Raw genomic sequence first — 23,399 nt, forward strand, 5'->3', positions numbered from 1 at the left:
GCCGCGCTGCATGCCGTTTCGGGGGTCGCGGGTCGGTTCAGCCTCCCGCCGCGGGCGGGGTGCGCCGCGCCTCGGCGAGTTCGTCGACGTAGAGCGAACGCTCGTCGATCGTGCCGTTGCGGTACGCCTGGCGCCCGACCATGTGCGCCGACAGCGGGGCGGTGGCGAGCTGGATGATGACGACGGGGACGAGGAACGCAACCACCGGCCATGCCCGCAGAGCGAGCGCCACCGCGATGCAGATGAGGATGAAGCCGAGCACCTGCGGCTTCGTCGCCGCGTGCAGGCGAGTGGGCACGTCATGGAAGCGCAGCAGGCCGATGGATGCCGTGAGGCACAGCAGCGCCCCGATCAGCACGAGGACGAGCGCGACCACGTCGAGGATCTCGTTCATCGGTCGGTGTTGTCCCTTCTCGCGACGAAACGCGCGATCGCGATCGACCCGAACACGCCGACGGCGGCGATCACGAGGAGGGCCGGCAGGCTCCGCGTGTGGTGGTTGATCACCATGTCCGCCCCGAGAGTGCACATGATGAGGGTCAGCAGCACGTCGGATGCCACGGCCCGGTCGAGGATCGACGGACCGAAGACGATCCGCCACAGCGTCAGCAAGCCGGACATACCGAGCACGGCATAGATCAGGACGATGAGGATGCTCACCAGCCGGCACCTCCCTCGCGCGGCGACATCGCGCCGCTCCCGCGGATCGCCTCGAGCTGCGCGCGCGAGCCGACGGCGCGGACGATCCGCGCCTCCCAGCCCTGCACGGCGCGACGCTGATGATCGACATCCCGGTCGGAGGAGACGCCGATCACGTGCAGGTAGAGGATGCGGCGATCCCGGTCGACGTCGATGATGAGCGAACCGGGAATGAGCGATGCGGTCACCCCCACGTGCGCCATGATCAGGTCGTCGTCGGTGCGCAGCGGCACGGCGATGACGGCCGTCCCCGGATAGCGCATCGGGTTGAGGGTCTGCCACGCGACCAGGAGCGAGCCGCGCACGAGGGCGAGGCAGAACATCACGATGAACACCGCGCCGTACCAGAGGTTCACGCGTCCGGACAGCTCGACGGGGGGCAGCCGGAAGACGCGCGTGACGAACACGGCCACGACGAAACCCGTGAGCGCTGCGAGCACCGTGAACTGCCCCCACAGCAGCATCCACAGCGCGATGAGCCACAGGAAGAACGGCAGCTGCCGCCAGACGGATGCCGCGACCGCCTTCGCCGTCGGGCTCATCGGCCGGCCTCCTGCTCGAGCTGGACGAGGGTCACGGGCGTCAACAGCGCGTCGCCGATGTTCGCGCAGAGCGCGTACAGCGGGCCCGCGAAGAGCGTCAGCGCGACGGTGACGGCGACCATTCCGGCGGTCGTCGCGGTCATGATGCGCGGAATAACGCGGCGGGCGCTCTGGTCGTCGGCGGCGGGCGCGGCGCCGAGGTACTCGATGCGCTCGACGACGCCGGTCTCCTCCGTGTGGTCCTCGTCCTCGCGCCAGAACGCCAGGTTCCACGCGCGCATGAGCGTGTACAGCGTCAGCAGAGACGTGATGATGCCGCCGACGATGAGCACGTACATCAGCGGCGTGCCGACCTGAGCGGCCGCGTCGAAGAGGGCGAACTTGCCGATGAAGCCGGAGAACGGCGGGAGCCCGCCGAGGTTGATCGCGGGGATGAAGTAGAGGACGGCGATCACGGGCGCCGCCTTCATGAGTCCTTTCACCTTCAGGATCGAGGTCGACCCGGCCCGGCGTTCGACGAGCCCGACCGCGAGGAACAGCGTGGTCTGCACGATGATGTGGTGGACCATGTAGTAGATCGTCGCGCCGAGGGCCACGGGAGTCGCGATCGCGAGGCCGAACACGAGATAGCCGACGTGGCTGACGAGCGTGAACGACAGGATGCGTTTGAGCTCCGCCTGCGCGAGCGCACCGAGCACCCCCACGATCATCGTCGCGAGCGCGACGACGAGGAGCAGCGTGTTGACATCGTTGTCGCGGAAGATCTGCGTCTCGGTGCGGATCATCGCATAGACGCCGACCTTGGTCAGAAGGCCCGCGAACACGGCGGTGACGGGCGCGGGCGCGGTCGGGTAGGAGTCGGGCAGCCAGAACGACAGCGGAAAGACGGCGGCCTTGATGCTGAAGGCGAGCAGCAGCATGAGGTGGAGGACGAGCTGGGTGGCATCGGGCAGCTCGCTCATCCGCTCCGCGAGCTGCGCGATGTTCACCGTGCCGAGCGCGCCGTAGATCGCGGCGATCGCGGCGAGGAAGAGGATCGACGACACGAGCGAGACGACGATGTAGACGACGCCCGTGCGGATGCGCGACTCGGTCGACCCGAGGGTGATGAGCACGTAGGACGCGACGAGCAGGATCTCGAACCCGACGTACAGGTTGAAGAGGTCGCCCGCGATGAATGCGTTGAAGATGCCCGCCGCGAGGATCAGGTACGACGGGTGGAAGATCGTGACCGGAGTGTCGTCATCGCCGTCCGCCGCACCCTGCCCGACCGAGAACAAGAGAACGGCGAGGAGGACGATCGACGAGACCACGACGAGGAGCGCCGCCAGGCGATCGACGTAGAGGATGATGCCGAAGGGAATCGGCCAGCCGCCGACCGACACGGCGAGCGCCTGCCCCGTCGAGTCCACCGCGTACAGCAGCACCGACGCGATGACGAGAGTCAGAGTGAGCGTCACGATCGACACGCCGACCTGCACGCGGCGGCGGCGGCCGAAGATCAGCGCGACGCCGGCGCCGAGAAGCGGCAGCGTGACGAGCAGGGGGACGAGCGAGCTCATGACGCATCACCCCCGCCCGGTCGTGGGTGGTCAGACGGGGCGTCGTCGCGGATCGCCTCGAAGTCGCGGTGATGCAGCACGGTGATGGGAGCGGTGTCCGTTCCGATGAAGTCGGTCGTGGCGTCGTCGTCTTCGTTCTCGATCGACGTCTCGTCATCCATCTGGTCTTCTTCGACCGCACCACGGTCACGCAGCGCGATGTCCTCTTCGTCGTCGTGGACGGTGTCGGCTTGACCGAGCTGCCAGGAGCGGTAGATGAGGGCGAGGAGGAAGGCCGAGACAGCGAACGTGATCACGATCGCCGTGAGGGTGAGGGCCTGGGGGAGCGGGTCGCTCATGTCCTCGGTCTCCGCCGCTCCGAAGAACGCGGCGACGCCCGGGCGCCCCATGACGACGAGCAGGAAGAGGTTCGTCGCGTTGCCGAGCAGCAGGAATCCGATGAGCACGCGCGTGAGGCTGCGCTCGAGCATCGCGTAGATGCCCGCCGCGTAGAGGATCGCCATGATCACGATGAGGACGCCGGAGACGGTCATGACACGGCTCCCGTCCCCTGGCGCTCGCGCAGCTCCTGCGTCTGCCGGTCGACCTCGCCACCGAGGGAACGCAGCACGTCGAGCACGAGGCCGATGACGACGAGGTACACGCCGATGTCGAAGAACGTGGACGAGACGAACTCGACGTGGCCGAGGACGGGCAGATCGGCTTCCCACACGGCGCTCGTGAGCGGGGCGGCGCCGAACAGCAGCGGCACGACGGCACACGCGATCGCGAGCGTCATGCCGGCGCCGAGTAGACGCCCGGCATCCGTCGGTGCGGCCGCGCCCAGCTCGTACCGGCCGCCGGCGACGTAACGCATGACGAGCGCCATGCCCGCGACGAGTCCGCCGGCGAACCCGCCGCCGGGGAGGTTGTGTCCGGCGAACAGCAGGTAGATCGACACGACGATGATCGTGTGGAAGAGGACGCGCACGATCACTTCGAGCAGGATCGAGCGGTTCTCCGGCTTGACACGCTGCCCCCCGACGAGCCACGCCTGGCGCGTGCTGCCCGGCTGCGTGGAACGCGGGCGGGGTCCCTCGTCGGTCTCGACGAGGGGGCGGCGGGTGCGCGTGACGCCGGTCGGCAGCGACGAGATCGCGCTCGAGAGCAGGTCGGAGCGGTGCGTCACGAAGACGAGGGACGCGACGCCGGTCGCGGCGAGGATCAGCACCGACAGCTCGCCCATCGTGTCCCAGCCGCGGAGGTCCACCAGGGCGACGTTGACGACGTTCTTGCCGTGGCCGAGCTCGTACGCGAGCTCGGGGAACGCGGTGGAGACGGGCTCGGCGACGCGCGAGCCGGTCGCGACGAGCGCGACGAGGGCCATCGTCGCGCCGCCGGAGATCGCGAGCACGGCGCGGGCGACGGGCCACACCGACGCGTTGTGCTCGCCCATCCGCGACGGGATCCGGCGCAGCACCAGCGCGAACGCGACGAGCGTCACGGTCTCGATGAGGATCTGCGTGAGCGCGAGGTCGGGTGCGCCGCTCGTGGCGAACAGCGCCACCATGCCCAGGCCCGTCACCGACACGAGGACGACGCCCGTGTAGCGCTTCCGCGCCCGCACCGCGATGACGCCGGCGAGGATCATGATCGGCGCGACGACGAGCTGCATGGGCGTCTGCCAGGCATCCACGAACACCTGCCACTCGGCGCCCGAGACGAGGCCGCCGACGAACGCCGTCCCCTGCGCCGCGACGAAGACGACGAAGATCGTGCCGACGTACACCGGCAGCGAGCCGCGCTGCGTGAAGGTCGTCGTCCAGACGGCGATCCGGGCGATGACGCGGAGGGTGCCGTTGTACACGTCTGCGGCGGCGAACGGCAGGAAGCGGCGCAGCGGTGCCCGGCGGTATGTGAGCCAGAAGAGCACGGCGCCGACCGCGATCGACCCGAGGGAGAGGAACAGCGCCGGCTCGAGGCCGTGCCAGAGGGCGAGGTGGTAGGGGTAGCCGACTTCGCCGCCCGCGGCCGGGAGCGTGTCGGCGTAGCCGGAGAACGCGACATCGAGAAGCGGTGCCGCCACGCCGCCCACGACCGTGAGCGCGGAGAGGATGATGGGCGCCGCCAGGAACCCGATCGGCGGATCGGGCCACTCGGTCGTGGGGAGAGGAACCCCCGAGGCATCCTTCTTCGTCCAGAAGGCGCCCCAGACGAAGCGGATGCCGTAGGCCGTCGTCAGCACCGAGCCGAGGACGATCCCGATGAGCGGGATGAGCGCCTCGGGGCGGCCGCCGCCGTCGAGGAGCGACGTCAGCGCCGCCTCCTTCGCGACGAAGCCGACCGTCGGCGCCAGTCCGACCATCGACGCGATCGCGATGATCGAGAACGTCGCGAGCGTCGGCGCCTGCCGACCGACGCCGGAGAGCTCGCCGATGTCGCGCGTCGACAGCTGACGGTCGATCACGCCGACGACGAGGAACAGCGACGACTTGAAGAGCGCGTGCCCGAGCAGGAGCGCGAGCCCCGCGAGGGCGGAGCCCCGCTCCCCGTACCCGAGCACGATCGTCAGCATGCCGAGCTGGCTCACGGTGCCGAACGCGAGGATGCGCTTGAGATCGGATTCACGCAGCGCCTGCAGGCCGCCGAGCAGCATCGTGACGATACCGAGGGTGATGATGATCGGGCGCCACGGCGCCGCGAACGCGAATGCCGGGGCGCAGCGCGCGATGAGGTAGATGCCGGCCTTCACCATCGCGGCGGCGTGCAGGTACGCGCTGACGGGGGTCGGGGCGGCCATCGCGCCGGGCAGCCAGAAGTGGAACGGGAAGATCGCCGACTTGCTGAGCGCGCCGACGAGAAGCAGGACGATCGCGGTGTCGATGAGGGGGCCCGTGAGCGTCGATCCGGGAGCCGAGTACGCGGCGAGGATCGCGGACAGGCTGTTCGTACCGGCCTGCACCACGAGGATGACGGCGCCGACGAACATCGCGAGCCCGCCGAGGGTCGTCACGAGCAGCGCCTGCAGCGCGGAACGGCGGCTGGCGCCTCGCGCGTGATAGAAGCCGATCAGCAGGTAGGAGAGGATGCTCGTGATCTCCCAGAACATCACGAGCACGATGAGGTCGTCGGTGAGGACGAGTCCGTACATGGCGCCCGCGAACGCGAGAAGCACCGCACTGAACTGGCCGACGCCCGCCTTCTTGCCGGCGAAGTACCAGCGGCAGTAGATCATGACGAGCGCGCCCACACCGGTCACGATGAGCGCCATCAGCCAGCCGAGCGTGTCCATGCGCATCGACAGCTCGAGGCCGAGCTGCGGCACCCACACGTACGACTCGGTCGGAACCTCGCCCGCGAGCACCCGCGGCGTCATCACGGCGGCCTGCACGAAGCCTGCGAGCGGCACGAGCGCCGCGACGAGGAACGCGCGAGGTCCGATCCGCCGCACCAGCGACGGCAGCGCCAGCGGCAAGACCGCGAACGCAGCCAGGAGCAAGAGCAAACTGGCCTCCTGACGGTCGCGGGGGGTCGGGATCCCAGTCTACCGGGGCACGGGACCGGTCGTGTTCCCGGGGCGGAATCGGCAGGTCAGCAAGACGGATGCCGCCCGCTCGCCGTCGAGGAGTGCCGCGACGGCGAGCCCCGCCGCGCGACCCTTGCCCGCGGCATCCTGCACCAGCGTCGTCAGCTCGTACGGGGCGAGGCCGTCGACGGGGACGCCGTCGAATCCGGTGACGCTGACGTCGGCGGGGACGCGCAGGCCCACCTCTTCGGCGGCGCGGATGACGCCGGCCGCGAGCAGGTCGCTCTGAGCGATGACGGCCGTCGGGCGCCGGTCGGGGTCGGCGAACAGTGCACGCCCCGCGGCGAGACCCTCGTCGATGGAGCTCGCCGTCGTCGCCAGCGCGGGGGCATCCGGGTAGACGTCACGCGCGCCCTCGAGGCGCTCGCGGGTCACCTCGATGCCGATCGAGGCGCCCGGGGCGATGAATCCGCGGGTGCCGGCCTCGTCCCGCCAGAGCGTGACGATCGCGACGTCGGTGTGGCCGAGCGCGCGCAGGTGCTCGGCCGCCTGCCGCTGCGCATCACGATTGTCGAGGGCGATGCGCGTGACACCGGGACCTGCGTCGCCTTCGACGACGACGACCGGGATGCCGCGCGCCGCCACCTCGGAAAGCGAGTCGCGCGTCGCGGAGTCGCAACTGAGGAGCACGGCCGCATCGACGGGAGCCGTCAGGAGCGAGGGCGCGTTATCGACATCGGATCCCCGGCGCAGGAGCAGGAGTCCCGCGCCCAAGGGCGCGACCGCTTCGGACAGGCCATCCATCAGCACGCGCTGCACGGGGTCGAGGAAGAGGTCCTTGAGGCTCGACCCGACGACGACGCCGACGATACCGCTGCGGCCACGGCGGAGCGATGCGGCCCGCGGATCCGGCCCTGTGTAGCCGAGCTCGGCGGCGGCCGCCTGGACGCGGCGGCGCGTGAGGTCCGAGACGGGGGTCTTGCCGCTGAAGACGACGGACGCGGTCGACGGCGAGACACCCGCCTCGCGGGCGACGTCGGAGATGGTCGCGCGTCGCGTCGTCATCCCTGCATCGTAACCCGCGGCGGCGATTGGTCGAATCGATTCGGTAGAGTGTCGTGGTGACCCTCGACACCCCCGTGACCGGAACGCGGCTGGCGCACTGGCGCCTCGCCGTCTTCACCCTGTTCCTGCTGTGCGGAGTGACGTTCGCGTCCTGGGCGTCGCGGCTGCCGGCGGTCAAGCAGAACCTCGACATCGACGACTTCGAGGTCGGCGTGCTGCTGTTCGCCATGGGGGCAGGGTCGCTCGTGGGCGTCATGTCGGCGAACGTCATCGTCGCCCGCTGGGGCGCGAAGCGCGGCCTCTCCTTCACCATCGTGGGAGTCGCCGTGGGCCTCTTCCTGGCGGCGCTCGGCGTGGACGCGCTCGGCTCCTATCCGCTCGCCGCGATCGGACTGGCGCTCATGGGCCTGTGCTTCGGGGCGACCGACGTCATGATCAACGTCGAAGCGGCATCCGTCGAGCAGGCGACCGGGCGCACGCTCATGCCGCTCTTCCACGCCTTCTTCAGCCTCGGCACGGTCGCCGGCGCGGGCATCGGCGTCGCGATGGCGGCGTGGGGAATCGGCGCGTCGTGGCACTTGGGCGCCGTGTCGGTCGTGTGGCTGGCCGTGACCATCGTCGCGCTGCGCTTCGTCCCGGCTCCGGATGCCGCGCTGGCGGATGCCGCGGCATCCGCCAGTCCGACGACGCGTCGCGAGCGACTGCACGCCGCGCTCGAGGTGTGGCGCGACCCGCGCACGTACGCGATCGGGGCGATCATCCTCGGCATGGCATTCGCCGAGGGGAGCGCCAACGATTGGCTCACGATCGCGGTTGTCGACGGGCACGGCGAGTCGGAGGCGACCGGCGCGATCTTCCTCACGGTGTTCTCGATCTCGATGACGGTGTTCCGTGCCGTCGGCGGGCCCCTCGTCGACCGGATCGGCCGGGTGTGGGCCCTGCGCGGGCTCGCCGTGACGGCGGGGGTCGGCCTCATCGTGTTCATCCTCGCGCCGACCCTGCCGGTGGCCTTCGTGGGCGTCGCCCTGTGGGGGGCGGGCGCGTCGCTCGGATTCCCCCTGGGCATGTCTGCGGCCGCCGACGACCCGGCCAAGGCTGCGGCATCCGTCTCGGCGGCGGCGACCATCGGCTACGTCGCGTTCCTGTGCGGACCCCCCGTGCTGGGGTGGATCAGCCACCAGATCGGCATCCTCAACACGCTCTGGATCATCGTCGCGCTCATCGTCATGAGCGGCATCGCCTCGGGCGCCGCGAAGCCGATCGCCGGGTCGAAGGTCGGCGCGGGACACCACTGATCGTCCGGCGTGCACCGCCGGCCTCCGGCGTGCTCGCCCCGCGTACACTCGACGGGTGCGCCTCGTCATCGCCCGCTGCTCCGTCGATTACACCGGGCGGCTCAATGCCCATCTGCCGCTCGCGACACGCCTGCTCGTGCACAAGGGCGACGGCTCGCTGCTCGTGCACTCCGACGGCGGTTCGTACAAGCCGCTCAACTGGATGAGCCCGCCCTGCACGCTCACCGTCGAGGAGCCGGATGCCGAGTCGGCGTCGGCCGGCGTGCGCGAGCACTGGCGTGTCACCCATGCGAAGACCGGCGATGCGCTGCTCGTGCGCATCTACGAGGTGCTGCACGAGTCGGCGCACGAGCTGGGAGTCGACCCGGGCCTGCAGAAGGACGGCGTCGAGGCCGACCTGCAGCGCCTGCTCGCCGAGCAGACCGACGTCATCGATCCGCACGCGACGCTCGTGCGGCGGGAGTTCCCGACGGCGATCGGCCCGGTCGATCTGCTGCTGCGCAATCCCGACGGCGGCACGATCGCCGTCGAGGTCAAACGCCGCGGCGACATCGACGGGGTCGAGCAGCTCACCCGCTACCTCGACCTCCTGAACCGCGATCCGCATCTGGCTCCCGTGGTGGGAGTGTTCGCCGCGCAGGAGATCAAGCCGCAGGCGAAGGTGCTCGCCGGCGACCGCGGCATCCGCTGCGTCACGCTCGACTACGAGGGCATGAAGGGCATCGAGTCAGGCGCGCCGCGGCTGTTCTGATCGCGCCCTGACCGGTCGATAGGCTGATCGCATGACTTCGCGATCGCCGTTCACGTGCGTGCTGTGGGACGTCGACGGGACGATCGTGGATGCCTCGGACGGCATCCTGCGTCGCCTGAAGATCGCGCTCGAGCACTTCGGCAAGCCGGCCCCCACGCGCGCCGAGCTCGTCCACTGGATCGGTCCGCCGATGTTCGACTCGTTCCAGACCAACGTCGGCATGACGCCCGCCGAGGCGACCGAAGCGGTCGCCTATTACCGCACGATCGGCAAGGCCGACGGGTACACGACGGGCGCGAAGCTGTACCCCGGCATCGCGCAGCTGATCGCCGATCTGGATGCCGCGGGCATCGCCCAGGCGACGGCGAGCTCGAAGCCCGAAGTGCAGGTCGTAGCCCTCATGGAGCACTTCGACCTCGCCCCGCATCTGCGGGCGATGGCGGGCGCGACGCCCGATGAGAAGACGCTCGCGTCGAAGGCCGACATCGTCGCCGAGGCGCTGCGGCGCCTCCGGGCCGCCGGCGCCGACACGCGCCGCCCCGTGCTCATCGGCGACCGGCATCACGACGTCGAGGGCGGCGCCGCACAGGGCGTCCCGGTGATCTTCGTGCGGTGGGGTTTCAGTTGGCCCCACGAAAGCGAGGGCGCCACAGCTGCCGTCGACGATGTCGACGCGCTGCGCGCCCTGCTGTTGATCGAGGACTGACGGCCCGCGCGAACGCGGGCCGCTGGTCGGATCAGAGGGGTCGGATGTTCTCCGCCTGCAGGCCCTTGGGGCCCTGGGCGATCTCGAACTCGACGCGCTGGTTCTCCTCGAGGGAGCGGTAGCCGCTCGACTCGATGGCGGAATAGTGAGCGAAGACGTCAGCGCCGCCCTCATCGGGAGCGATGAAGCCGAAGCCCTTCTCCGAGTTGAACCACTTGACGGTGCCCTGCGTTGCCATGACTGCCTTACTTGACGTGCGATGCCGACGCAGACGCGCCGACGCCTCAACCGTACTGTGGGAGAGCTCGCCGCGCAGGACTATGACGGTGATGGTGACACAAACGTTGCATGAACCATTCGACGCCCGAGCGTTTCGCGCGATGCGCGTCGCTCGGGCGTCGACGGATCCCCCCGGATAGGCCGCGCTCGGCGCGACTGCGCCCACTGTACTGAGGGATCCCGCGCACCCGGCGCCGGAATGCGTGGGAATCCGCCGTGAGATCGCTACGAACACGCGAGCAGACCGTGCGTGCAGAAGCTGCGGCGGCGATCGGTCTCCGCTTCATCAGTACCGATCGTAGAATTCACTTCGATGATCGCCCCCCTCTCCCCGATCGAGGTCGCCGGCGGCATGATCCTCGGTGATGAGGTGCATGCACGCATCGGCGCAGCCATCCTCGACGGCACCCTCCGCCCCGGACAACGACTCCGCGACGTCGATCTCGCCCGCCAACTCGGCGTCTCCCGTACGCCCGTGCGCGAAGCCCTGCAGCGCCTCGAGCGTTTCGGGCTCGTCGAGATCGCCGTCGGCCGCTATACCCGTGTCTCGACTCCCGACAATCGGCTCCGCGACGAGACCGGCGAGTTCACCGCGTATCTGATGGGCAACGCGCTGCGCATCGCTTTGCAGCGCTGCAGTGACGATCAGCACGCCGCGATCGTCGCACTGGCGGATGCCGTGGTCGCCGCCGCGCTGCGCGCCGACGCTGTGGGGTTGTTCGAGGCATCCACCGAGATGTTCGTCGAGGTGACGAAGGCGACGGGCAATGCGATGTTCATCGGGGTGATCCGCGAGGCTGCCCTCGCGATCCAGCGCAACCTGCACGGCTGGCGCCCTTTCCTCGCCGGGCCGCTGAGTCGCAACGAGGGGTACGTGCGGCTTCGCGAATGCATCGCGGTCCGCGACTCCGACGGTGCCGAGCAGATGCTCCGATACCTGCACGGCATCGCGTGAGTCGACGGCCCCGTGAACGCAGCGACCCCCGCCCGGGACATCCCGGCGGGGGTCGATGTGAATGGTGCGCGAGGGGGGACTTGAACCCCCACGCCCTTGCGGGCACTGGCACCTGAAGCCAGCGCGTCTACCTATTCCGCCACTCGCGCGTGCTGCGCTCCCGCATGACGGGAACTCAACTTCCCGAGGATATCACGGGCGCGCGGACCCTCAGAATCGCCGAATGCGCTCGCACTCAGGCTGGCCAACTAGCATGTACGCACCGGCCAGCCAGCCAGAGGAGCCCCGTGGGACTACTTGACAGCTTCGAGAAGGGTCTCGAGCGCGCCGTCAACGGTGCGTTCGCGAAGTCCTTCCGCAGCGGCATCCAACCGGTCGAGATCGCGGCTGCGCTGCGGACCGAACTCGATGCCAAGGCCGCCGTCGTCAGCCGCGACCGCATCCTCGCGCCGAACGCGTTCGAGGTGCGCCTCGCCCCCGCCGACGCAGAGCGCATGGGCTCGCTCGGCACGACCCTCGAGGACGAACTCCTCGCCCTCGTGCAGAAGCACGCGCAGGCGCAGGGCTTCTCGTTCGCCGGGCCCGTCTCGATCGCGCTCGCCGCCGACGAGCAGCTGCCCACCGGCACACTGCGCATCGTCTCGCAGACCGCGGCCGGTCAGGTCGCGTGGCGCGGTGTCGTGGACGTCGAGGGCAAGCGGCATCCTCTCACCAAGGGCCGCACGGTCATCGGCCGCGGCACCGACGCCGACATCACGATCGCGGATGCCGGGACGAGCCGCCGCCACGTCGAGATCCTGTGGGACGGGGAACGGGCGATGGTCCGCGACCTCGGATCGACCAACGGCACCCAGCTCGACGGACGCAAGATCTCCGAGGCCCCGCTGCCCCCCGACGGGATCATCACGATCGGGCGCACCGACATCACCTTCCGTGTGATCGCGCAGGCGACGCCCCCTCGTCCGACAACCTCGGCCGCAGATGCGACGCGTGCCTTCGGGATCGGCGGACTCACGTGAGCCAGCTCACCCTGCTCCTGCTGCAGATCGGGTTCCTGATCCTGATGTGGGCCTTCGTCTTCGCGGTCGTCTACTCGTTGCGCGCCGACCTCTTCGGCGTCAAGGTGCGCAAACTCCCCGACCCCGCGCCTGCCGCCGGCCCCGCCGCAGCCGCCGCGGACGTCACAGCACCCGTGGCCCCCGTCGCCGCTCCCACGCCGTCCGCGCCCGCAGCGCGCGCCGCCGGTCCGCAGAAGGCGACACGCGATGCGGTCTCGCGCATCGTCATCACGAGCGGCCCGAAGTCGGGCCTCGAACTGCCGCTCACCGGCGAACCGCTCACGATCGGGCGCTCGAGCGAATCGGGCCTCGTCATCCGCGACGACTACACCTCGAGCCACCACGCACGCCTCCTCCTCTGGGGCGATCAGTGGATGCTGCAGGATCTCGACTCCACCAACGGCACCTGGCACGACGGCGAGCGCGTCGCGAGTCCCGTCCCCGTGCGGATCGGCGCCCCGATCAAGGTCGGCGCGACGACCTTCGAGCTGCGGAAGTAGCCCGGCGCCGGCATGGTCTTCGAGGGGTCGAGCGCCGCCATCTCCCACACGGGGAAAGTGCGCTCCAACAATCAGGATTCGGGTTACAGCGGCTCGAACCTGTTCGTCGTGGCCGACGGCATGGGCGGCCACGCCGGCGGCGACGTGGCATCCAGCATCGCCGTCCATCGGCTGAAGGACCTCGACCAGCCGTTCGCGACCCCCACCGAAGCCGAGCAGGCGCTGCAGCAGGCCATCGCCTCGACGGCGACCGTCCTCATCGACACGGTCGCCGAGCGCCCCGAGCTCGCCGGCATGGGCACGACCGTCAGCGCCCTCGACTTCGTCGACGACTACGCCGTCATCGCGCACATCGGCGATTCGCGCATCTATCTCTACCGCGACGACGCCCTCACCCAGATCACGACCGACCACACGTTCGTGCAGCGGCTCGTCGACTCCGGACGCATCACACCGGAAGAGGCGCGCTACCACCCGCGCCGCTCCGTCCTCATGCGCGTTCTCGGCGACATGGACCCCGACCCCGAGGTCGACACGTTCATCATGCCGACCCAGCCCGGCGACCGCTGGCTGCTGTGCTCCGACGGCCTCTCCGGCGTCGTCGACGACGCCCACACTGCGAAGACCCTCGATCAGCACCTTCCTCCCGGGCGCACGGCGGATCTGCTGCTCAAGCAGGCACTGGATGCCGGGGCTCCCGACAACGTCACGGTCGTCATCGTCGACGTGGGCGGCAGCCACCCGATGTTCAGCGGCACGGCGACGATCGTCGGGTCGGCCTCCAATCCGCAGGGCGTCGAGGTGCCGGCGGCGCGGCCGGGACGCACGAGCTGGCTGCACCCGAATCGTCAGGCCGCCAACGAGCCGACGCACTTCGAGCCGGCGCCCGAGTTCCTCGAGGAGCTCATCGAGGAGGACCGACGCCGCTCGCGCCGCCGCCGCCTCTGGTGGATCGTCGGCCTCGTCGTCGTGATCGCCGCTCTCATCGCGGGACTCGCGGCGGCGTATTCGTGGACGCAGACACGCTACTTCGTCGGGTCCGACGAGAACTCGGTCGTCATCTACCGCGGCATCCAACAGGATCTCGGCCCGATCTCGCTGTCGACACCGTACGAGGACACCGGCATTTTGCTCGCCGATCTGCCGTTCTACCAACGCCTCGCGGTGCAGCAGACGATTTCGGCCCGCTCGCTCGCCGACGCGCAGGAGATCGTCGACACCCTGCGCACGAGCGACGGGACGGACACGACGGAAGGGGGCTCACCGTGACCGACACGGCCGCACCCGTCACCACCGACACGACGATCATCAAGGCGCTCCGACGCATCCGGATGCCGCAGACGCAGCGCAACCGCGAGCTGGGTCTGCTGGTGTTCGCGTTCCTCATCAACGCGTCCGCCGTCGCGCTCGTGCAGCTCGGCGCGACCGGGCACATCGACTGGACCTTCCTGTATTACTGCGGCGGCCTCACGGTGCTCGTCCTGGGCATGCACATCGTGCTGCGCTACCGCGCGCCGCAGGCCGACCCGTTCGTCGTGCCGATCGCGACGGTGCTGTCGGGTCTCGGACTCGCGATGATCTACCGCATCGACATCGAGGACGGCGATTCGGGCTGGGCAGCGTACTCCACCCGCCAGCTCGCATGGCTCGCGATCGCCATCGCAGCGGCCGTGGCGATCGTCATCGCTCTCCGCAACTACCGGGTACTCCTGCGGTACACCTACGTCTTCGGCTTCGCCGGCATCCTGCTGCTGCTCCTGCCGTTCATCCCGGGCCTCGGCACCGATCAGAACGCGGACGTCTGGATCTCGATCGGCGGGTTCTTCTCGTTCCAGCCGGGCGAGCTCGCCAAGATCTGCCTCGCGATCTTCTTCGCCGGCTACCTCGTGCGCACGCGTGAAGCGCTGACCTCCGTCGGCACGCGGTTCCTCGGCATGACGTGGCCCCGCCCGCGCGAGCTCGGCCCCCTCCTCCTGCTGTGGGCCGGCGCGATGGCGATCATCGTGCTGCAGCGCGACCTCGGCACGGGAATGCTCATCTTCGGCATGTTCGTCGCCATGCTGTACGTCGCGACGGGCAAGACCAGCTGGGTCGTGATCGGCCTGACGCTCGCCGCCATCGGCGTCGCGGCCGCGACGAGCATCCTGCCGTATGTGCAGGCGCGCTTCACGAACTGGCTGTACCCGTTCGACCCCGATACGGTCGACGGATCGAGTTATCAGCTCGTCAGCGGCATCTTCGGACTGGCGCACGGCGGCCTCATCGGCACCGGTCTCGGCCAGGGCCGACCGGGCCTCACCCCGTTGTCGCAGAGCGACTACATCTTCCCGAGCCTCGGCGAGGAGCTCGGACTCATCGGCGTGTTCGCGATCCTGTGTCTGTACATGGTCTTCACGAGCCGCGGCGTCCGGGTCGGTCTCGCGGGTCAGGACGACTTCGGCAAGCTCCTCGCGACGGGCCTGTCGTTCACGATCGCGCTGCAGGTGTTCATCATGGTCGGCGGCGTCACGCGGCTCATCCCCCTCACGGGACTCACGACGCCGTTCCTCGCCGCCGGCGGATCGTCGCTCATCGCGAACTGGATCATCGTGGCGCTTCTGCTGCGCATCTCCGATGCGGTCCGCTCGCGCCCGCGGGTGGTGATCGGGTGACCAAAGAGCTCCGGCGCCTCAGCCTCATCATGCTCGCGATGTTCGTCGCCCTGTTCGGCGCGACGAGCTGGATCCAGGTCGTCCAAGCGCAGGACCTCGCCGACAACGAGCACAACCGCCGTGCCCTCTACGACTCGTTCGAGGTGCAACGCGGGTCGATCATCGCGGGCGACGAGGTGATCGCGCAGTCGGTACCGTCGGACGACATCTACAGCTGGCAGCGCCAATACACGGATGCCGCGATGTGGGCTCCCGTGACGGGGTACATCAACCCCGTTCTCAATTCGGCGACGGGTATCGAGCGCGCGATGAACAGCGAGCTGTCCGGCACCGCCGGATCGCAGTTCCTCTCCCGCATCGACCGCATCATCACGGGGCAGCCGCCGCGCGGCTCGAATGTGCTGCTGACGCTCGACCCCGCGATCCAGCGCGCGGCGTACCAGGCCCTCGGCGACTACGAGGGGGCCGTCGTGGCGATCGAGCCGAAGACCGGGCGCATCCTCGCGATGGTCACGAGTCCGAGCTACGACACGAACACCCTCGCCGTCCATGACGCCGAGGCCGTCAACGCGACGTACGACGACCTGGTGGCGAGCGCGACGAACCCGCTGTGGAACCGTGCGATCGGTTCGAGCCTCAACCCGCCCGGATCGACGTTCAAGCTCGTCGTGGCATCCGCCGCCCTCGCCTCGGGACAGTTCACGCCCGACTCCACGTTCCAGAACCCGTCGAGCTATGTGCTGCCCGGGACGTCGCAGACGATCCACAACTTCGACGGGGGCGCGTGCGGCCCCGGCGACACCGTCACCCTCGCGACGGCCCTTCGCCTCAGCTGCAACATCCCGATGGCGCAACTCGCGATCGCGCTCGGCGACGACGCGATCCGCGCCGAGGCGAAGAAGTACGGCTTCGGCACCGCGTTCGAGATTCCGCTGACGACGGATGCCTCGGTCTACCCCGCCGGCCCCCTCGATGACGCGCAGACCGGCCTCACCGGCTTCGGCCAGCAGAACGTGCAGGCGACGCCGCTGCAGATGGCCCTTGTCGCCGCCGGCATCGCGAACAAGGGGATCGTCATGAACCCGCGCATGGTCGATCGGGTCGTCGCGCCCGATCTCACCGTGCAGCAGACGTTCGAGGACGCACAGTTCGATCGTGCGCTGAGCGATGCGGATGCCGCGACGATGACCTCGCTCATGATCGCCAATGTCAGCGACGGCGCAGCGAGCGGTGCAAGAATAGACGGCGTCGACGTCGCCGGGAAGACCGGCACGGCCGAGCACGGACCAGGTGATCCGTACACTCTCTGGTTCACCGGTTTCGCCCCGGCGGATGACCCCCAGGTCGCCGTCGCGGTCATGATCGAGAACGGCGGAGGGCTCGGACAGTCCGGGACGAGCAACGGGATCGCGGCCCCCATCGCGAAGAAAGTACTAGAGGCGGTGCTGAGCAGATGAGACCGACGCAAGGTGTGAGCTTCGGGGGACGTTACGAACTGGACTCGCGGATCGCGATCGGCGGGATGGGCGAGGTCTGGGAGGCCACCGATCACGTGATCGGGCGCACGGTCGCCATCAAGATCCTCAAGGACGAGTACATGGGCGACCCGGGCTTCCTCGAGCGCTTCCGTGCCGAGGCCCGTCACGCCGCCCTCGTCAACCACGAGGGCATCGCGAGCGTCTTCGACTACGGCGAGGAGAACGGCTCGGCCTTCCTCGTGATGGAGCTCGTGCCGGGAGAGGCACTGTCGACGATCCTCGAGCGCGAGACGACCCTCTCCACCGACAAGACGCTCGACATCGTCGCCCAGACCGCGGCAGCTCTGCAGGCCGCGCACGCGGCCGGCCTCGTCCACCGCGACATCAAGCCCGGAAACCTCCTCATCACGCCCGACGGGCGCGTCAAGATCACCGACTTCGGCATCGCCCGCATCGCCGACCAGGTGCCGCTGACCGCGACCGGCCAGGTCATGGGCACGGTGCAGTACCTCTCGCCCGAGCAGGCCTCCGGCCACCCGGCATCCCCCGCAACCGACATCTATTCGCTGGGCATCGTCGCGTACGAGTGCCTCGCCGGCAAGCGCCCCTTCACGGGCGAGTCGCAGGTCGCGATCGCGATGGCGCAGATCAACGACGCCCCGCCTCCCCTGCCCGAGACGATCGCCGAGCCGGTGCGCAACTTCGTCATGTCGATGATCGCGAAGAAGCCGGAGGACCGGCCTGCAACGGCGTCCGCCGTCGCTCGGGCCGCGACCGCCCTCCGTCGCGGCGACATCGCCGGCGCTGTCGCGATCGTCCCGGCGATCGCGGGCGCCGGACGTGTGGATGCCGCGACGCAGCTGCTCACACCGGGTGGGGCCGGCAGCGGTGAAGACACGACGCGCATCCTGCCCATGGCGGGCGCCGCTCCTGCCGCGGCGGCCGTCGCCACCGATGCCGACCCGGCAGCCGAGCCCGCCAAGAAGAAGCGCAGCCCGTGGACGTGGCCGCTCATCGCGCTCATCGTGCTCCTGCTGCTCGTCCTCGGCGGGACGCTCTTCGCCCTGTTCGCGAACCAGAAGCCGGCACCGGCGGAGACCACCTCGTCGGCCCCGTCTTCGGCGCCGCCCTCGAAGACACCGAGCGCGTCGCCGACGGTCGCCAACATCAACCTGGGCGCGATCGAGCTCAAGGGCAAGACCTGCGACGAGGCGAAGAGCGCGCTCACCGCCGCCGGATTCACCGCCGCCGCAACCTGCGCCGATGGCGACGCCGCCCCCTCGGAGGACCAGGTCGGCAAGGTCTACAAGACCGACCCGAGCGGCGGCAACGTCCCCGCGACGACAGTCGTCACGCTGACCGTGTACGCCGACCAGACGCCCATGGCTCAGCCGGGATCGCCGACGCTGAGCGCGACCTCTGTCGCGGCGGGCGGCGAGCTCGACGCCACCTGGCAGGGTTACTCGTGCCCCGCCGGGTACACGCCGACCAACTACGTCTTCACCGTCAGCGGGGGGACGTTCCAGGCCGGAGGCGGCACCGAGGCTTCCTTCCTCATCGGTCAGCAGCCGGCGGTGATCATCGCCGGGCCCTCGGGGACGGTCGTCGTGGACTACGTCGTCGAGTGCGAGAACAGCTCCGGCAACGTGCGCACGTCGCCGAGCTCCGCGCAGACGGTCGCGACGATCACGCCGACGCCGTCAGCGACGCCCGGCAGCTGACGGGAAGTACTCGGACGCGGTCGGTTAGGCTGGCGGCGGAGTGTTGCCAGGGGGAGAAGTGTCTGTGAAGTCGCGCGTGCTGTCCGACCGCTATCGGGTCGACGAGCTGATCGGGCGCGGCGGCATGGCCAGCGTCTACCGCGGTCAGGACGTCACCCTCGGACGCCAGGTCGCGATCAAGATCCTCAAGCGCGAGCTCGCCGCCGACCCCGCCTTCCGCACGCGCTTCCGGCTGGAGGCGCAGGCCGCCTCGCGTATGTCGCATCCGACGATCGTGCGCGTCTACGATGCCGGCGAGGACTGCGATACGGATGCCGACGGCACGACCCATCCGGTGCCCTACATCGTCATGGAGCTGGTGTCGGGGCATCTGCTGAAGGACATCATCGACGACGGCCCCGTGCCGATCCCCGATGCCCTGCGCTACACCGACGGCATTCTCGAGGCACTCGAGTACTCGCATCGCGCCGGCGTCGTGCACCGCGACATCAAGCCCGGCAACGTCATGGTGACCGGCGACGGTCAGGTCAAGGTGATGGACTTCGGCATCGCCCGCGCCGTCTCGGATTCGTCCTCCACGGTCGCTGAGACGACGGCGATCATCGGCACCGCGGCCTACTTCTCGCCCGAGCAGGCGAAGGGCGAACCCGTCGACTCCCGCGCCGACGTGTACTCGACCGGTGTCGTGCTCTACGAGATGCTCACCGGTCGGCCGCCGTTCCGCGGCGACACCCCGGTCGCGGTCGCGTATCAGCATGTGAGCGAGACGCCCCTCGCGCCGTCGGAGATCGTCGAGACCGTCCCGCGGTCGCTCGATGCCGTCGCACTCCGCGCGCTCGCGAAGGATCCGTTCCAGCGTTACCAGGATGCCGGTGCGTTCCGCCAGGCGCTGGATGCCACGGCCGAAGGCCACGTGCCCAGCAAGAAGCAGGTCGGTGCGCTGACGAGCGAGCTGTACGGCGACAACCCGCGCCACGCCGCGGAGACCGCCCGATCGCTGCGCCAGCTCTCCACCGACACGACCATGAAGCGCACGCAGGCGGGTCCGCCCGCGGCGTGGATCTGGGCGGGCATCACCGTCCTCGCGGTCGTCCTGATCTCGGTGCTGTTCTGGGTCGTCACGAGCCGACCCGGAACGACGATCCCCGACAACGCGCGCGTCGTCCCCGACGTCGTCGACATGTCGTGGGAGCGCGCGAACGAGATGCTGTTCGCACAGGACCTGCAGGCGAATCGCCTGGAGGAGAGCAGCGACAAGATCGCCGCAGGCAACGTCATCCGCACCGAGCCCGCAGCGGGCATCACCGTGGCGCCGGACCAGACGGTCAAGGTGTACGTCTCGACGGGCCAAGAGGTGAGCACGGTGCCGGAGCTCGCAGGTCTGTCCACCGAGGCGGCGACCGCGGCCCTGACATCGGCCCAGCTCGCGCTCGGATCGGTGACGACACGGAACGATCCGGAGCTCACCGCCGGCACGGTCATCTCCGCCGATCGGACACCCGGCGACCAGATCCCCATCGGCACCGCCGTCAACCTCGTCGTCGCGAGCGGAACGGTGACCCTCGTCGACGTCGTGGGGTACACGGTCGAGGCTGCCCAGCGTACGCTCACTGCCGACGATGTGAAGCTGACGCCCTCGGTCGTGGAGGACGCGTCCTGCCCCGCCGGGCGCGGCGATCCGACTGTCTCGGCCCAGTCCCTCCCCCCCGGCGACGTGCCGATCCACTCGACGGTCGAGCTCACCGTCTGCACCGGCCGGCCCTGATCCGACGTGCGCCGCGGCGCTGACTCAGCCGACGAGCCGGTGCGGCGTCAGCACCGCTCCGCGCGCCGCCGCACCCGCGAGCGTCGGGGCGCCGATCTGCGTGAGCCAGTTCCCGAGCAGTCGATAGCCCCCCACCGTGAGCACGGCTTCGGGGTGGAACTGGACCCCGCACAACGGCAGCGTCCGATGGGCGAGCGCCATGACGACGCCCGACGCCGTGCGCGCCGTCACGACGAGGTCGTCCGGAAGCGTCGCCTCATCGACCGCAAGCGAGTGATAGCGCGTCGCGGTGAGGGGGGAGGGCAGTCCTGCGAAGATTCCGTCGCCGTCGTGCTGCACCGCACTCGTGGTGCCGTGCATGAGCTCGGGGGCCTCCGTCACGCGCGCGCCGAACGCGACCGCGAGCGCCTGGTGGCCGAGGCACACACCGAGGAGCGGGATGCCGCGCGCCGCCGCCGTGCGGACGACATCGATCGAGGCGCCGGCGTCCTCCGGCCGGCCCGGCCCCGGCGAGACGAGGATGCCGCGACTGCCCTGCACCTCTGCGACGGGGTCCACGACGGCATCCGCCTCGATCATCCGCGTCGTCGCTCCGAGTTCGTGGAGGTAGCCGACGAGCGTGTGCACGAAGCTGTCGTGGTTGTCGACCACGAGGACATCAGCCACCGATGGTCGACTCCTGCGGGGAGATAAACTGCTGCGCCCACGGGAAGACGTACCAGAAGAGCCCGTAGAGGATCGCGGCGACGAGGACGAGCAGGATGAGCACCCGCACCCATGCGGGACCGGGAAGAAGGCGCCAGAGTGCGGCGTACATCAGGACGAGGCTCCTACGGTCGGCGCGGCGAGCGAAGCGGGCGGGCCCGCGGAGGTGGGGGTGAAGCTGTCGAAGACGGCGTACGCGATGATGCGCTCGAGCATGTTGAGCTTCGGGGCGCACGATGTGAGGGTCAGATACCGTCCGTTCGCCGCGACGCCGACCTGCTGCGGGACCGGCAGCAGGACCTCGACCTGAGTGTCCTGCACATACTCGAGTGTGCGGAATCGGTAGGTGTACCAGCCGTCGGGTGTCTGGATGACGATGGCATCGCCGATGACGAGTTGGTCGATCGGGTCGAAGGGGGCCCCCGAGGTCCAGCGGTGCGCGGCGTAGACGGTGTTGCCGACGTCGCCCGGCATCGCGGTGTCGGCGTAGTGCCCGATCTCACCCTGATCCAGGATGTCGGTGCGCGACGTTCCCGCAGCGATCGTGAACTGCCACGCCGGCCCGAAACGGGGGATGAACATCACGCCGAACGGAGTCCCGTGGTCGGGCTGCGCCTGCACCGGAACCACCGTCTCGACCGGGGCGGCACTGGCGCTGGGTGTCGGAGAGGGTGGTGCCGTGTCGGTGGCCGTCGGCGAGGGTGTCATCCAGCTCTGCGAGAGCGCGCTGGCTTCCTTGTGCTTCTCGGCGCTGATGATCCAGTCGCCGACCCACATCTGCCAGGCCACGTAGAGCAACGCGACGACGCCGAGGGTGATGAGGATTTCGCCGAGCACTCCGACGAACGATGCGCGCCGACGCGGTACGCGGCGTGGCCGCCGTGTCGTCGTCGCGGTTTCCCCCATAGTCGGATTCTCGCACAGCTCGGCTGTGCCGAGGCTGGCAGGTAGAATCGCCGCATGGCACGATCTGGCAAGGACGACGAGCAGCTCACCGAGCGCCCGGAGGGCGAAGCCGCCCCCAACCCGGTGTGGTTCAAGCCCATCATGCTGGGCCTCATGATCCTCGGACTGCTCTGGGTGATCGTCTTCTACCTCAGCGGTCAGGCGCTGCCCGTCCCCGGCATCGGCGGTTGGAACCTGGTGATCGGGTTCGGTATCGCCTTCGTCGGGTTCCTCATGACGACACGCTGGCGTTGATCGCTCTCCACACCTTCCTCCACGGGGTGTGAATTACACCGGTGTTATTCATCCCCATCTGTGGACGAAGGTGTGGATAACTCTCCGCTCAGCGATAGATGAGGAGCGGGACCGCGAGCAGCGCGACGAGTCCGACCGTGACGGCGACGAGGAGCCACACCTGTGTGCGTTGCTGCCGGATGGCGCGCGTGCGCGCGAAGATGAACCCCACGAGCGCGCCGACGAGTCCGCCACCGATGTGCGCCTGCCACGCGATGCCGGACCCTGGCAGGAACGTGATGAGAAGGTTCAACCCCAGGAGCACCGCGATCGCCGTGACATTGGCCCCGATGTGCCGGCCGATCACGAACATCGCGCCGAGCAGACCCCAGACGGCGCCGGAGGCTCCGACGACCCACGTCGTCGGAGCGAGCAGAGCGGTCAACACGGAGCCGCCCACAGCGCTCAGGAGGTAGAGCGCGAGGAAGCGCCATCGACCGAGCAGCGGTTCCAGGCTGCGTCCGAGTGCCCAGAGCGCGAGCATGTTGAGGGCGATGTGCCACACGCTCGCATGCACGAGGGTGACCGTGACGAGTCGCCACGGCTGCGTATAGGCCAGCTGGCCGTTGAAGGCGAGCCAGACCTGAACGATATTGCCGAACCCGCCCGGGATCAATCCCAGCAGGTAGAAGAAGATCGACGCCCCCATGAGCGTGTAGGTGACCACCGGCGTGCCGCTCGCCGCCGCACGCGCGAGGCGGCGGCGGCGCGGCATCCGGGTCACGTTCGCCTTGTGCTGCTTCTGCTGCTCCGCGAGGCATTCCGGGCAGATGACACCCACCGGAAGCGGTGTCTGGCACTCCGGGCAGATCGTGCGCAGGCACCGCTGGCACAGCACGAAGCTCTGCCGGTCCGGGTGCCGGTAGCAGAAGTTGTCCGGATTGGTCTGGAACGCGGAGTCGCTCACGTGACGGGGCGTCGGC

At 69.4% G+C, this 23,399-nt stretch carries 24 protein-coding genes and 1 tRNA gene; 12 read left to right on the top strand and 13 right to left on the bottom strand.

Annotated elements, in window-relative coordinates; translation table 11 throughout:
* Nucleotides 1-37 precede the first annotated feature (37 nt).
* Genes mnhG through WFI52_RS13255 form a run of 7 tightly spaced genes read right to left on the bottom strand, consistent with a single transcriptional unit; the run spans nt 38 to nt 7,373 of the window.
* Nucleotides 38-394, bottom strand: a complete 357-nt coding sequence (mnhG, locus tag WFI52_RS13225) for a monovalent cation/H(+) antiporter subunit G (RefSeq protein ID WP_336627424.1) — start codon at nt 392-394, stop codon at nt 38-40.
* Nucleotides 391-660: a monovalent cation/H+ antiporter complex subunit F gene (locus WFI52_RS13230; protein ID WP_336627423.1), complete on the bottom strand. Its 270-nt coding sequence runs from the start codon at nt 658-660 to the stop codon at nt 391-393. Before WFI52_RS13230 ends, mnhG begins: the two co-directional genes overlap by 4 nt.
* A complete protein-coding gene (locus tag WFI52_RS13235) occupies nt 657-1,241 on the bottom strand; it encodes a Na+/H+ antiporter subunit E (RefSeq protein WP_336627422.1) in 585 nt (194 codons plus the stop codon). The genes WFI52_RS13230 and WFI52_RS13235 overlap by 4 nt, the downstream gene beginning before the upstream one ends.
* Nucleotides 1,238-2,803, bottom strand: coding sequence for a Na+/H+ antiporter subunit D (locus WFI52_RS13240; RefSeq protein WP_336627421.1), 1,566 nt, complete (start codon nt 2,801-2,803; stop codon nt 1,238-1,240). The genes WFI52_RS13235 and WFI52_RS13240 overlap by 4 nt, the downstream gene beginning before the upstream one ends.
* Nucleotides 2,800-3,336 (bottom strand): Na(+)/H(+) antiporter subunit C, encoded by a 537-nt coding sequence (locus tag WFI52_RS13245; protein ID WP_336627420.1) that lies wholly within the window; start codon nt 3,334-3,336, stop codon nt 2,800-2,802. The genes WFI52_RS13240 and WFI52_RS13245 overlap by 4 nt, the downstream gene beginning before the upstream one ends.
* Nucleotides 3,333-6,287 carry a Na+/H+ antiporter subunit A gene (locus tag WFI52_RS13250; protein WP_336627419.1) on the bottom strand — a complete coding sequence of 985 codons (2,955 nt, stop codon included), beginning with the start codon at nt 6,285-6,287 and terminating at the stop codon, nt 3,333-3,335. Before WFI52_RS13250 ends, WFI52_RS13245 begins: the two co-directional genes overlap by 4 nt.
* A gap of 39 nt (nt 6,288-6,326) precedes the next feature.
* On the bottom strand, nt 6,327-7,373 hold the full coding sequence (locus WFI52_RS13255) for a LacI family DNA-binding transcriptional regulator (RefSeq protein ID WP_336627418.1): 1,047 nt from the start codon (nt 7,371-7,373) through the stop codon (nt 6,327-6,329).
* 56 nt (nt 7,374-7,429) lie between these two features.
* On the opposite strand from WFI52_RS13255, the gene WFI52_RS13260 reads away from it, so the two are divergent.
* From WFI52_RS13260 to WFI52_RS13270, 3 genes are read left to right on the top strand one after another with little or no spacing between them, the layout of a single operon-like run.
* Nucleotides 7,430-8,668: an MFS transporter gene (locus tag WFI52_RS13260; protein WP_336627417.1), complete on the top strand. Its 1,239-nt coding sequence runs from the start codon at nt 7,430-7,432 to the stop codon at nt 8,666-8,668.
* A 55-nt stretch (nt 8,669-8,723) separates the two neighbouring features.
* Nucleotides 8,724-9,419, top strand: coding sequence for an endonuclease NucS (gene nucS / locus WFI52_RS13265; protein ID WP_336627416.1), 696 nt, complete (start codon nt 8,724-8,726; stop codon nt 9,417-9,419).
* Nucleotides 9,420-9,450: 31 nt separating this feature from the next.
* Nucleotides 9,451-10,125 (top strand): HAD hydrolase-like protein, encoded by a 675-nt coding sequence (locus WFI52_RS13270; protein WP_336627415.1) that lies wholly within the window; start codon nt 9,451-9,453, stop codon nt 10,123-10,125.
* 31 nt (nt 10,126-10,156) lie between these two features.
* Here WFI52_RS13270 and WFI52_RS13275 read toward each other — a convergent pair whose 3' ends face one another.
* On the bottom strand, nt 10,157-10,363 hold the full coding sequence (locus WFI52_RS13275; protein WP_018173742.1) for a cold-shock protein: 207 nt from the start codon (nt 10,361-10,363) through the stop codon (nt 10,157-10,159).
* 354 nt (nt 10,364-10,717) lie between these two features.
* On the opposite strand from WFI52_RS13275, the gene WFI52_RS13280 reads away from it, so the two are divergent.
* Nucleotides 10,718-11,359 carry a GntR family transcriptional regulator gene (locus WFI52_RS13280; RefSeq protein ID WP_336627414.1) on the top strand — a complete coding sequence of 214 codons (642 nt, stop codon included), beginning with the start codon at nt 10,718-10,720 and terminating at the stop codon, nt 11,357-11,359.
* Nucleotides 11,360-11,421: 62 nt separating this feature from the next.
* Here WFI52_RS13280 and WFI52_RS13285 read toward each other — a convergent pair.
* A tRNA-Leu gene (locus WFI52_RS13285) sits at nt 11,422-11,508 on the bottom strand.
* Between the two features lie 138 nt (nt 11,509-11,646).
* Here WFI52_RS13285 and WFI52_RS13290 point away from each other — a divergent pair.
* The 7 genes from WFI52_RS13290 to pknB all read left to right on the top strand — a co-directional run bounded on the left by WFI52_RS13290 (nt 11,647) and on the right by pknB (nt 20,532).
* A complete protein-coding gene (locus WFI52_RS13290; RefSeq protein WP_336627413.1) occupies nt 11,647-12,378 on the top strand; it encodes a DUF3662 and FHA domain-containing protein in 732 nt (243 codons plus the stop codon).
* Nucleotides 12,375-12,917 (top strand): FHA domain-containing protein FhaB/FipA, encoded by a 543-nt coding sequence (locus WFI52_RS13295; protein WP_336627412.1) that lies wholly within the window; start codon nt 12,375-12,377, stop codon nt 12,915-12,917. The genes WFI52_RS13290 and WFI52_RS13295 overlap by 4 nt, the downstream gene beginning before the upstream one ends.
* A 12-nt stretch (nt 12,918-12,929) precedes the next feature.
* Nucleotides 12,930-14,186, top strand: a complete 1,257-nt coding sequence (locus WFI52_RS13300) for a Stp1/IreP family PP2C-type Ser/Thr phosphatase (protein ID WP_336627411.1) — start codon at nt 12,930-12,932, stop codon at nt 14,184-14,186.
* 62 nt (nt 14,187-14,248) lie between these two features.
* Nucleotides 14,249-15,568 carry an FtsW/RodA/SpoVE family cell cycle protein gene (locus WFI52_RS13305; protein ID WP_336627460.1) on the top strand — a complete coding sequence of 440 codons (1,320 nt, stop codon included), beginning with the start codon at nt 14,249-14,251 and terminating at the stop codon, nt 15,566-15,568.
* Nucleotides 15,565-17,025 (top strand): peptidoglycan D,D-transpeptidase FtsI family protein, encoded by a 1,461-nt coding sequence (locus WFI52_RS13310; protein ID WP_336627410.1) that lies wholly within the window; start codon nt 15,565-15,567, stop codon nt 17,023-17,025. The genes WFI52_RS13305 and WFI52_RS13310 overlap by 4 nt, the downstream gene beginning before the upstream one ends.
* Nucleotides 17,022-18,767, top strand: a complete 1,746-nt coding sequence (locus tag WFI52_RS13315) for a serine/threonine-protein kinase (RefSeq protein ID WP_336627409.1) — start codon at nt 17,022-17,024, stop codon at nt 18,765-18,767. Before WFI52_RS13310 ends, WFI52_RS13315 begins: the two co-directional genes overlap by 4 nt.
* A gap of 58 nt (nt 18,768-18,825) precedes the next feature.
* On the top strand, nt 18,826-20,532 hold the full coding sequence (pknB, locus tag WFI52_RS13320; RefSeq protein ID WP_336627408.1) for a Stk1 family PASTA domain-containing Ser/Thr kinase: 1,707 nt from the start codon (nt 18,826-18,828) through the stop codon (nt 20,530-20,532).
* A gap of 24 nt (nt 20,533-20,556) precedes the next feature.
* Here pknB and WFI52_RS13325 read toward each other — a convergent pair whose 3' ends face one another.
* The 3 genes from WFI52_RS13325 to WFI52_RS13335 are packed head-to-tail and all read right to left on the bottom strand — an operon-like array spanning nt 20,557 to nt 22,143.
* Nucleotides 20,557-21,198 carry an anthranilate synthase component II gene (locus WFI52_RS13325; RefSeq protein ID WP_336627407.1) on the bottom strand — a complete coding sequence of 214 codons (642 nt, stop codon included), beginning with the start codon at nt 21,196-21,198 and terminating at the stop codon, nt 20,557-20,559.
* Entirely contained in the window at nt 21,191-21,349 is a 159-nt protein-coding gene (locus WFI52_RS13330; protein WP_292860390.1) for a hypothetical protein, read from the bottom strand. Before WFI52_RS13330 ends, WFI52_RS13325 begins: the two co-directional genes overlap by 8 nt.
* Nucleotides 21,349-22,143 (bottom strand): class E sortase, encoded by a 795-nt coding sequence (locus WFI52_RS13335; protein ID WP_336627406.1) that lies wholly within the window; start codon nt 22,141-22,143, stop codon nt 21,349-21,351. Before WFI52_RS13335 ends, WFI52_RS13330 begins: the two co-directional genes overlap by 1 nt.
* 54 nt (nt 22,144-22,197) lie before the next feature.
* On the opposite strand from WFI52_RS13335, the gene WFI52_RS13340 reads away from it, so the two are divergent.
* Nucleotides 22,198-22,437 carry a cell division protein CrgA gene (locus tag WFI52_RS13340; RefSeq protein WP_336627405.1) on the top strand — a complete coding sequence of 80 codons (240 nt, stop codon included), beginning with the start codon at nt 22,198-22,200 and terminating at the stop codon, nt 22,435-22,437.
* A gap of 88 nt (nt 22,438-22,525) precedes the next feature.
* On the opposite strand, the gene WFI52_RS13345 is transcribed toward WFI52_RS13340, so the two are convergent.
* The gene (locus WFI52_RS13345; RefSeq protein WP_336627404.1) at nt 22,526-23,383 is read right to left on the bottom strand and encodes a rhomboid family intramembrane serine protease; all 858 of its coding nucleotides are present in this window, start codon (nt 23,381-23,383) and stop codon (nt 22,526-22,528) included.
* Between the last annotated feature and the right edge of the window lie 16 nt (nt 23,384-23,399).

It is taken from the genome of Microbacterium sp. MMO-20 (genome assembly GCF_037147735.1).
In the GTDB taxonomy this organism is placed as follows: Bacteria; Actinomycetota; Actinomycetes; order Actinomycetales; family Microbacteriaceae; genus Microbacterium.

Excerpts from the sequence above, each read along its gene's own strand:
- mnhG (WP_336627424.1), bottom strand. The coding sequence starts at position 394 with ATGAACGAGATCCTCGACGTGGTCGCGCTCGTCCTCGTGCTGATCGGG.
- WFI52_RS13235 (WP_336627422.1), bottom strand. The coding sequence starts at position 1,241 with ATGAGCCCGACGGCGAAGGCGGTCGCGGCATCCGTCTGGCGGCAGCTG.
- WFI52_RS13240 (WP_336627421.1), bottom strand. The coding sequence starts at position 2,803 with ATGAGCTCGCTCGTCCCCCTGCTCGTCACGCTGCCGCTTCTCGGCGCC.
- WFI52_RS13245 (WP_336627420.1), bottom strand. The coding sequence starts at position 3,336 with ATGACCGTCTCCGGCGTCCTCATCGTGATCATGGCGATCCTCTACGCG.
- WFI52_RS13255 (WP_336627418.1), bottom strand. The coding sequence starts at position 7,373 with ATGACGACGCGACGCGCGACCATCTCCGACGTCGCCCGCGAGGCGGGT.
- WFI52_RS13270 (WP_336627415.1), top strand. The coding sequence starts at position 9,451 with ATGACTTCGCGATCGCCGTTCACGTGCGTGCTGTGGGACGTCGACGGG.
- WFI52_RS13275 (WP_018173742.1), bottom strand. The coding sequence starts at position 10,363 with ATGGCAACGCAGGGCACCGTCAAGTGGTTCAACTCGGAGAAGGGCTTC.
- WFI52_RS13280 (WP_336627414.1), top strand. The coding sequence starts at position 10,718 with ATGATCGCCCCCCTCTCCCCGATCGAGGTCGCCGGCGGCATGATCCTC.
- WFI52_RS13300 (WP_336627411.1), top strand. The coding sequence starts at position 12,930 with ATGGTCTTCGAGGGGTCGAGCGCCGCCATCTCCCACACGGGGAAAGTG.
- WFI52_RS13305 (WP_336627460.1), top strand. The coding sequence starts at position 14,249 with ATGCCGCAGACGCAGCGCAACCGCGAGCTGGGTCTGCTGGTGTTCGCG.
- WFI52_RS13315 (WP_336627409.1), top strand. The coding sequence starts at position 17,022 with ATGAGACCGACGCAAGGTGTGAGCTTCGGGGGACGTTACGAACTGGAC.
- WFI52_RS13330 (WP_292860390.1), bottom strand. The coding sequence starts at position 21,349 with ATGTACGCCGCACTCTGGCGCCTTCTTCCCGGTCCCGCATGGGTGCGG.
- WFI52_RS13335 (WP_336627406.1), bottom strand. The coding sequence starts at position 22,143 with ATGGGGGAAACCGCGACGACGACACGGCGGCCACGCCGCGTACCGCGT.
- WFI52_RS13340 (WP_336627405.1), top strand. The coding sequence starts at position 22,198 with ATGGCACGATCTGGCAAGGACGACGAGCAGCTCACCGAGCGCCCGGAG.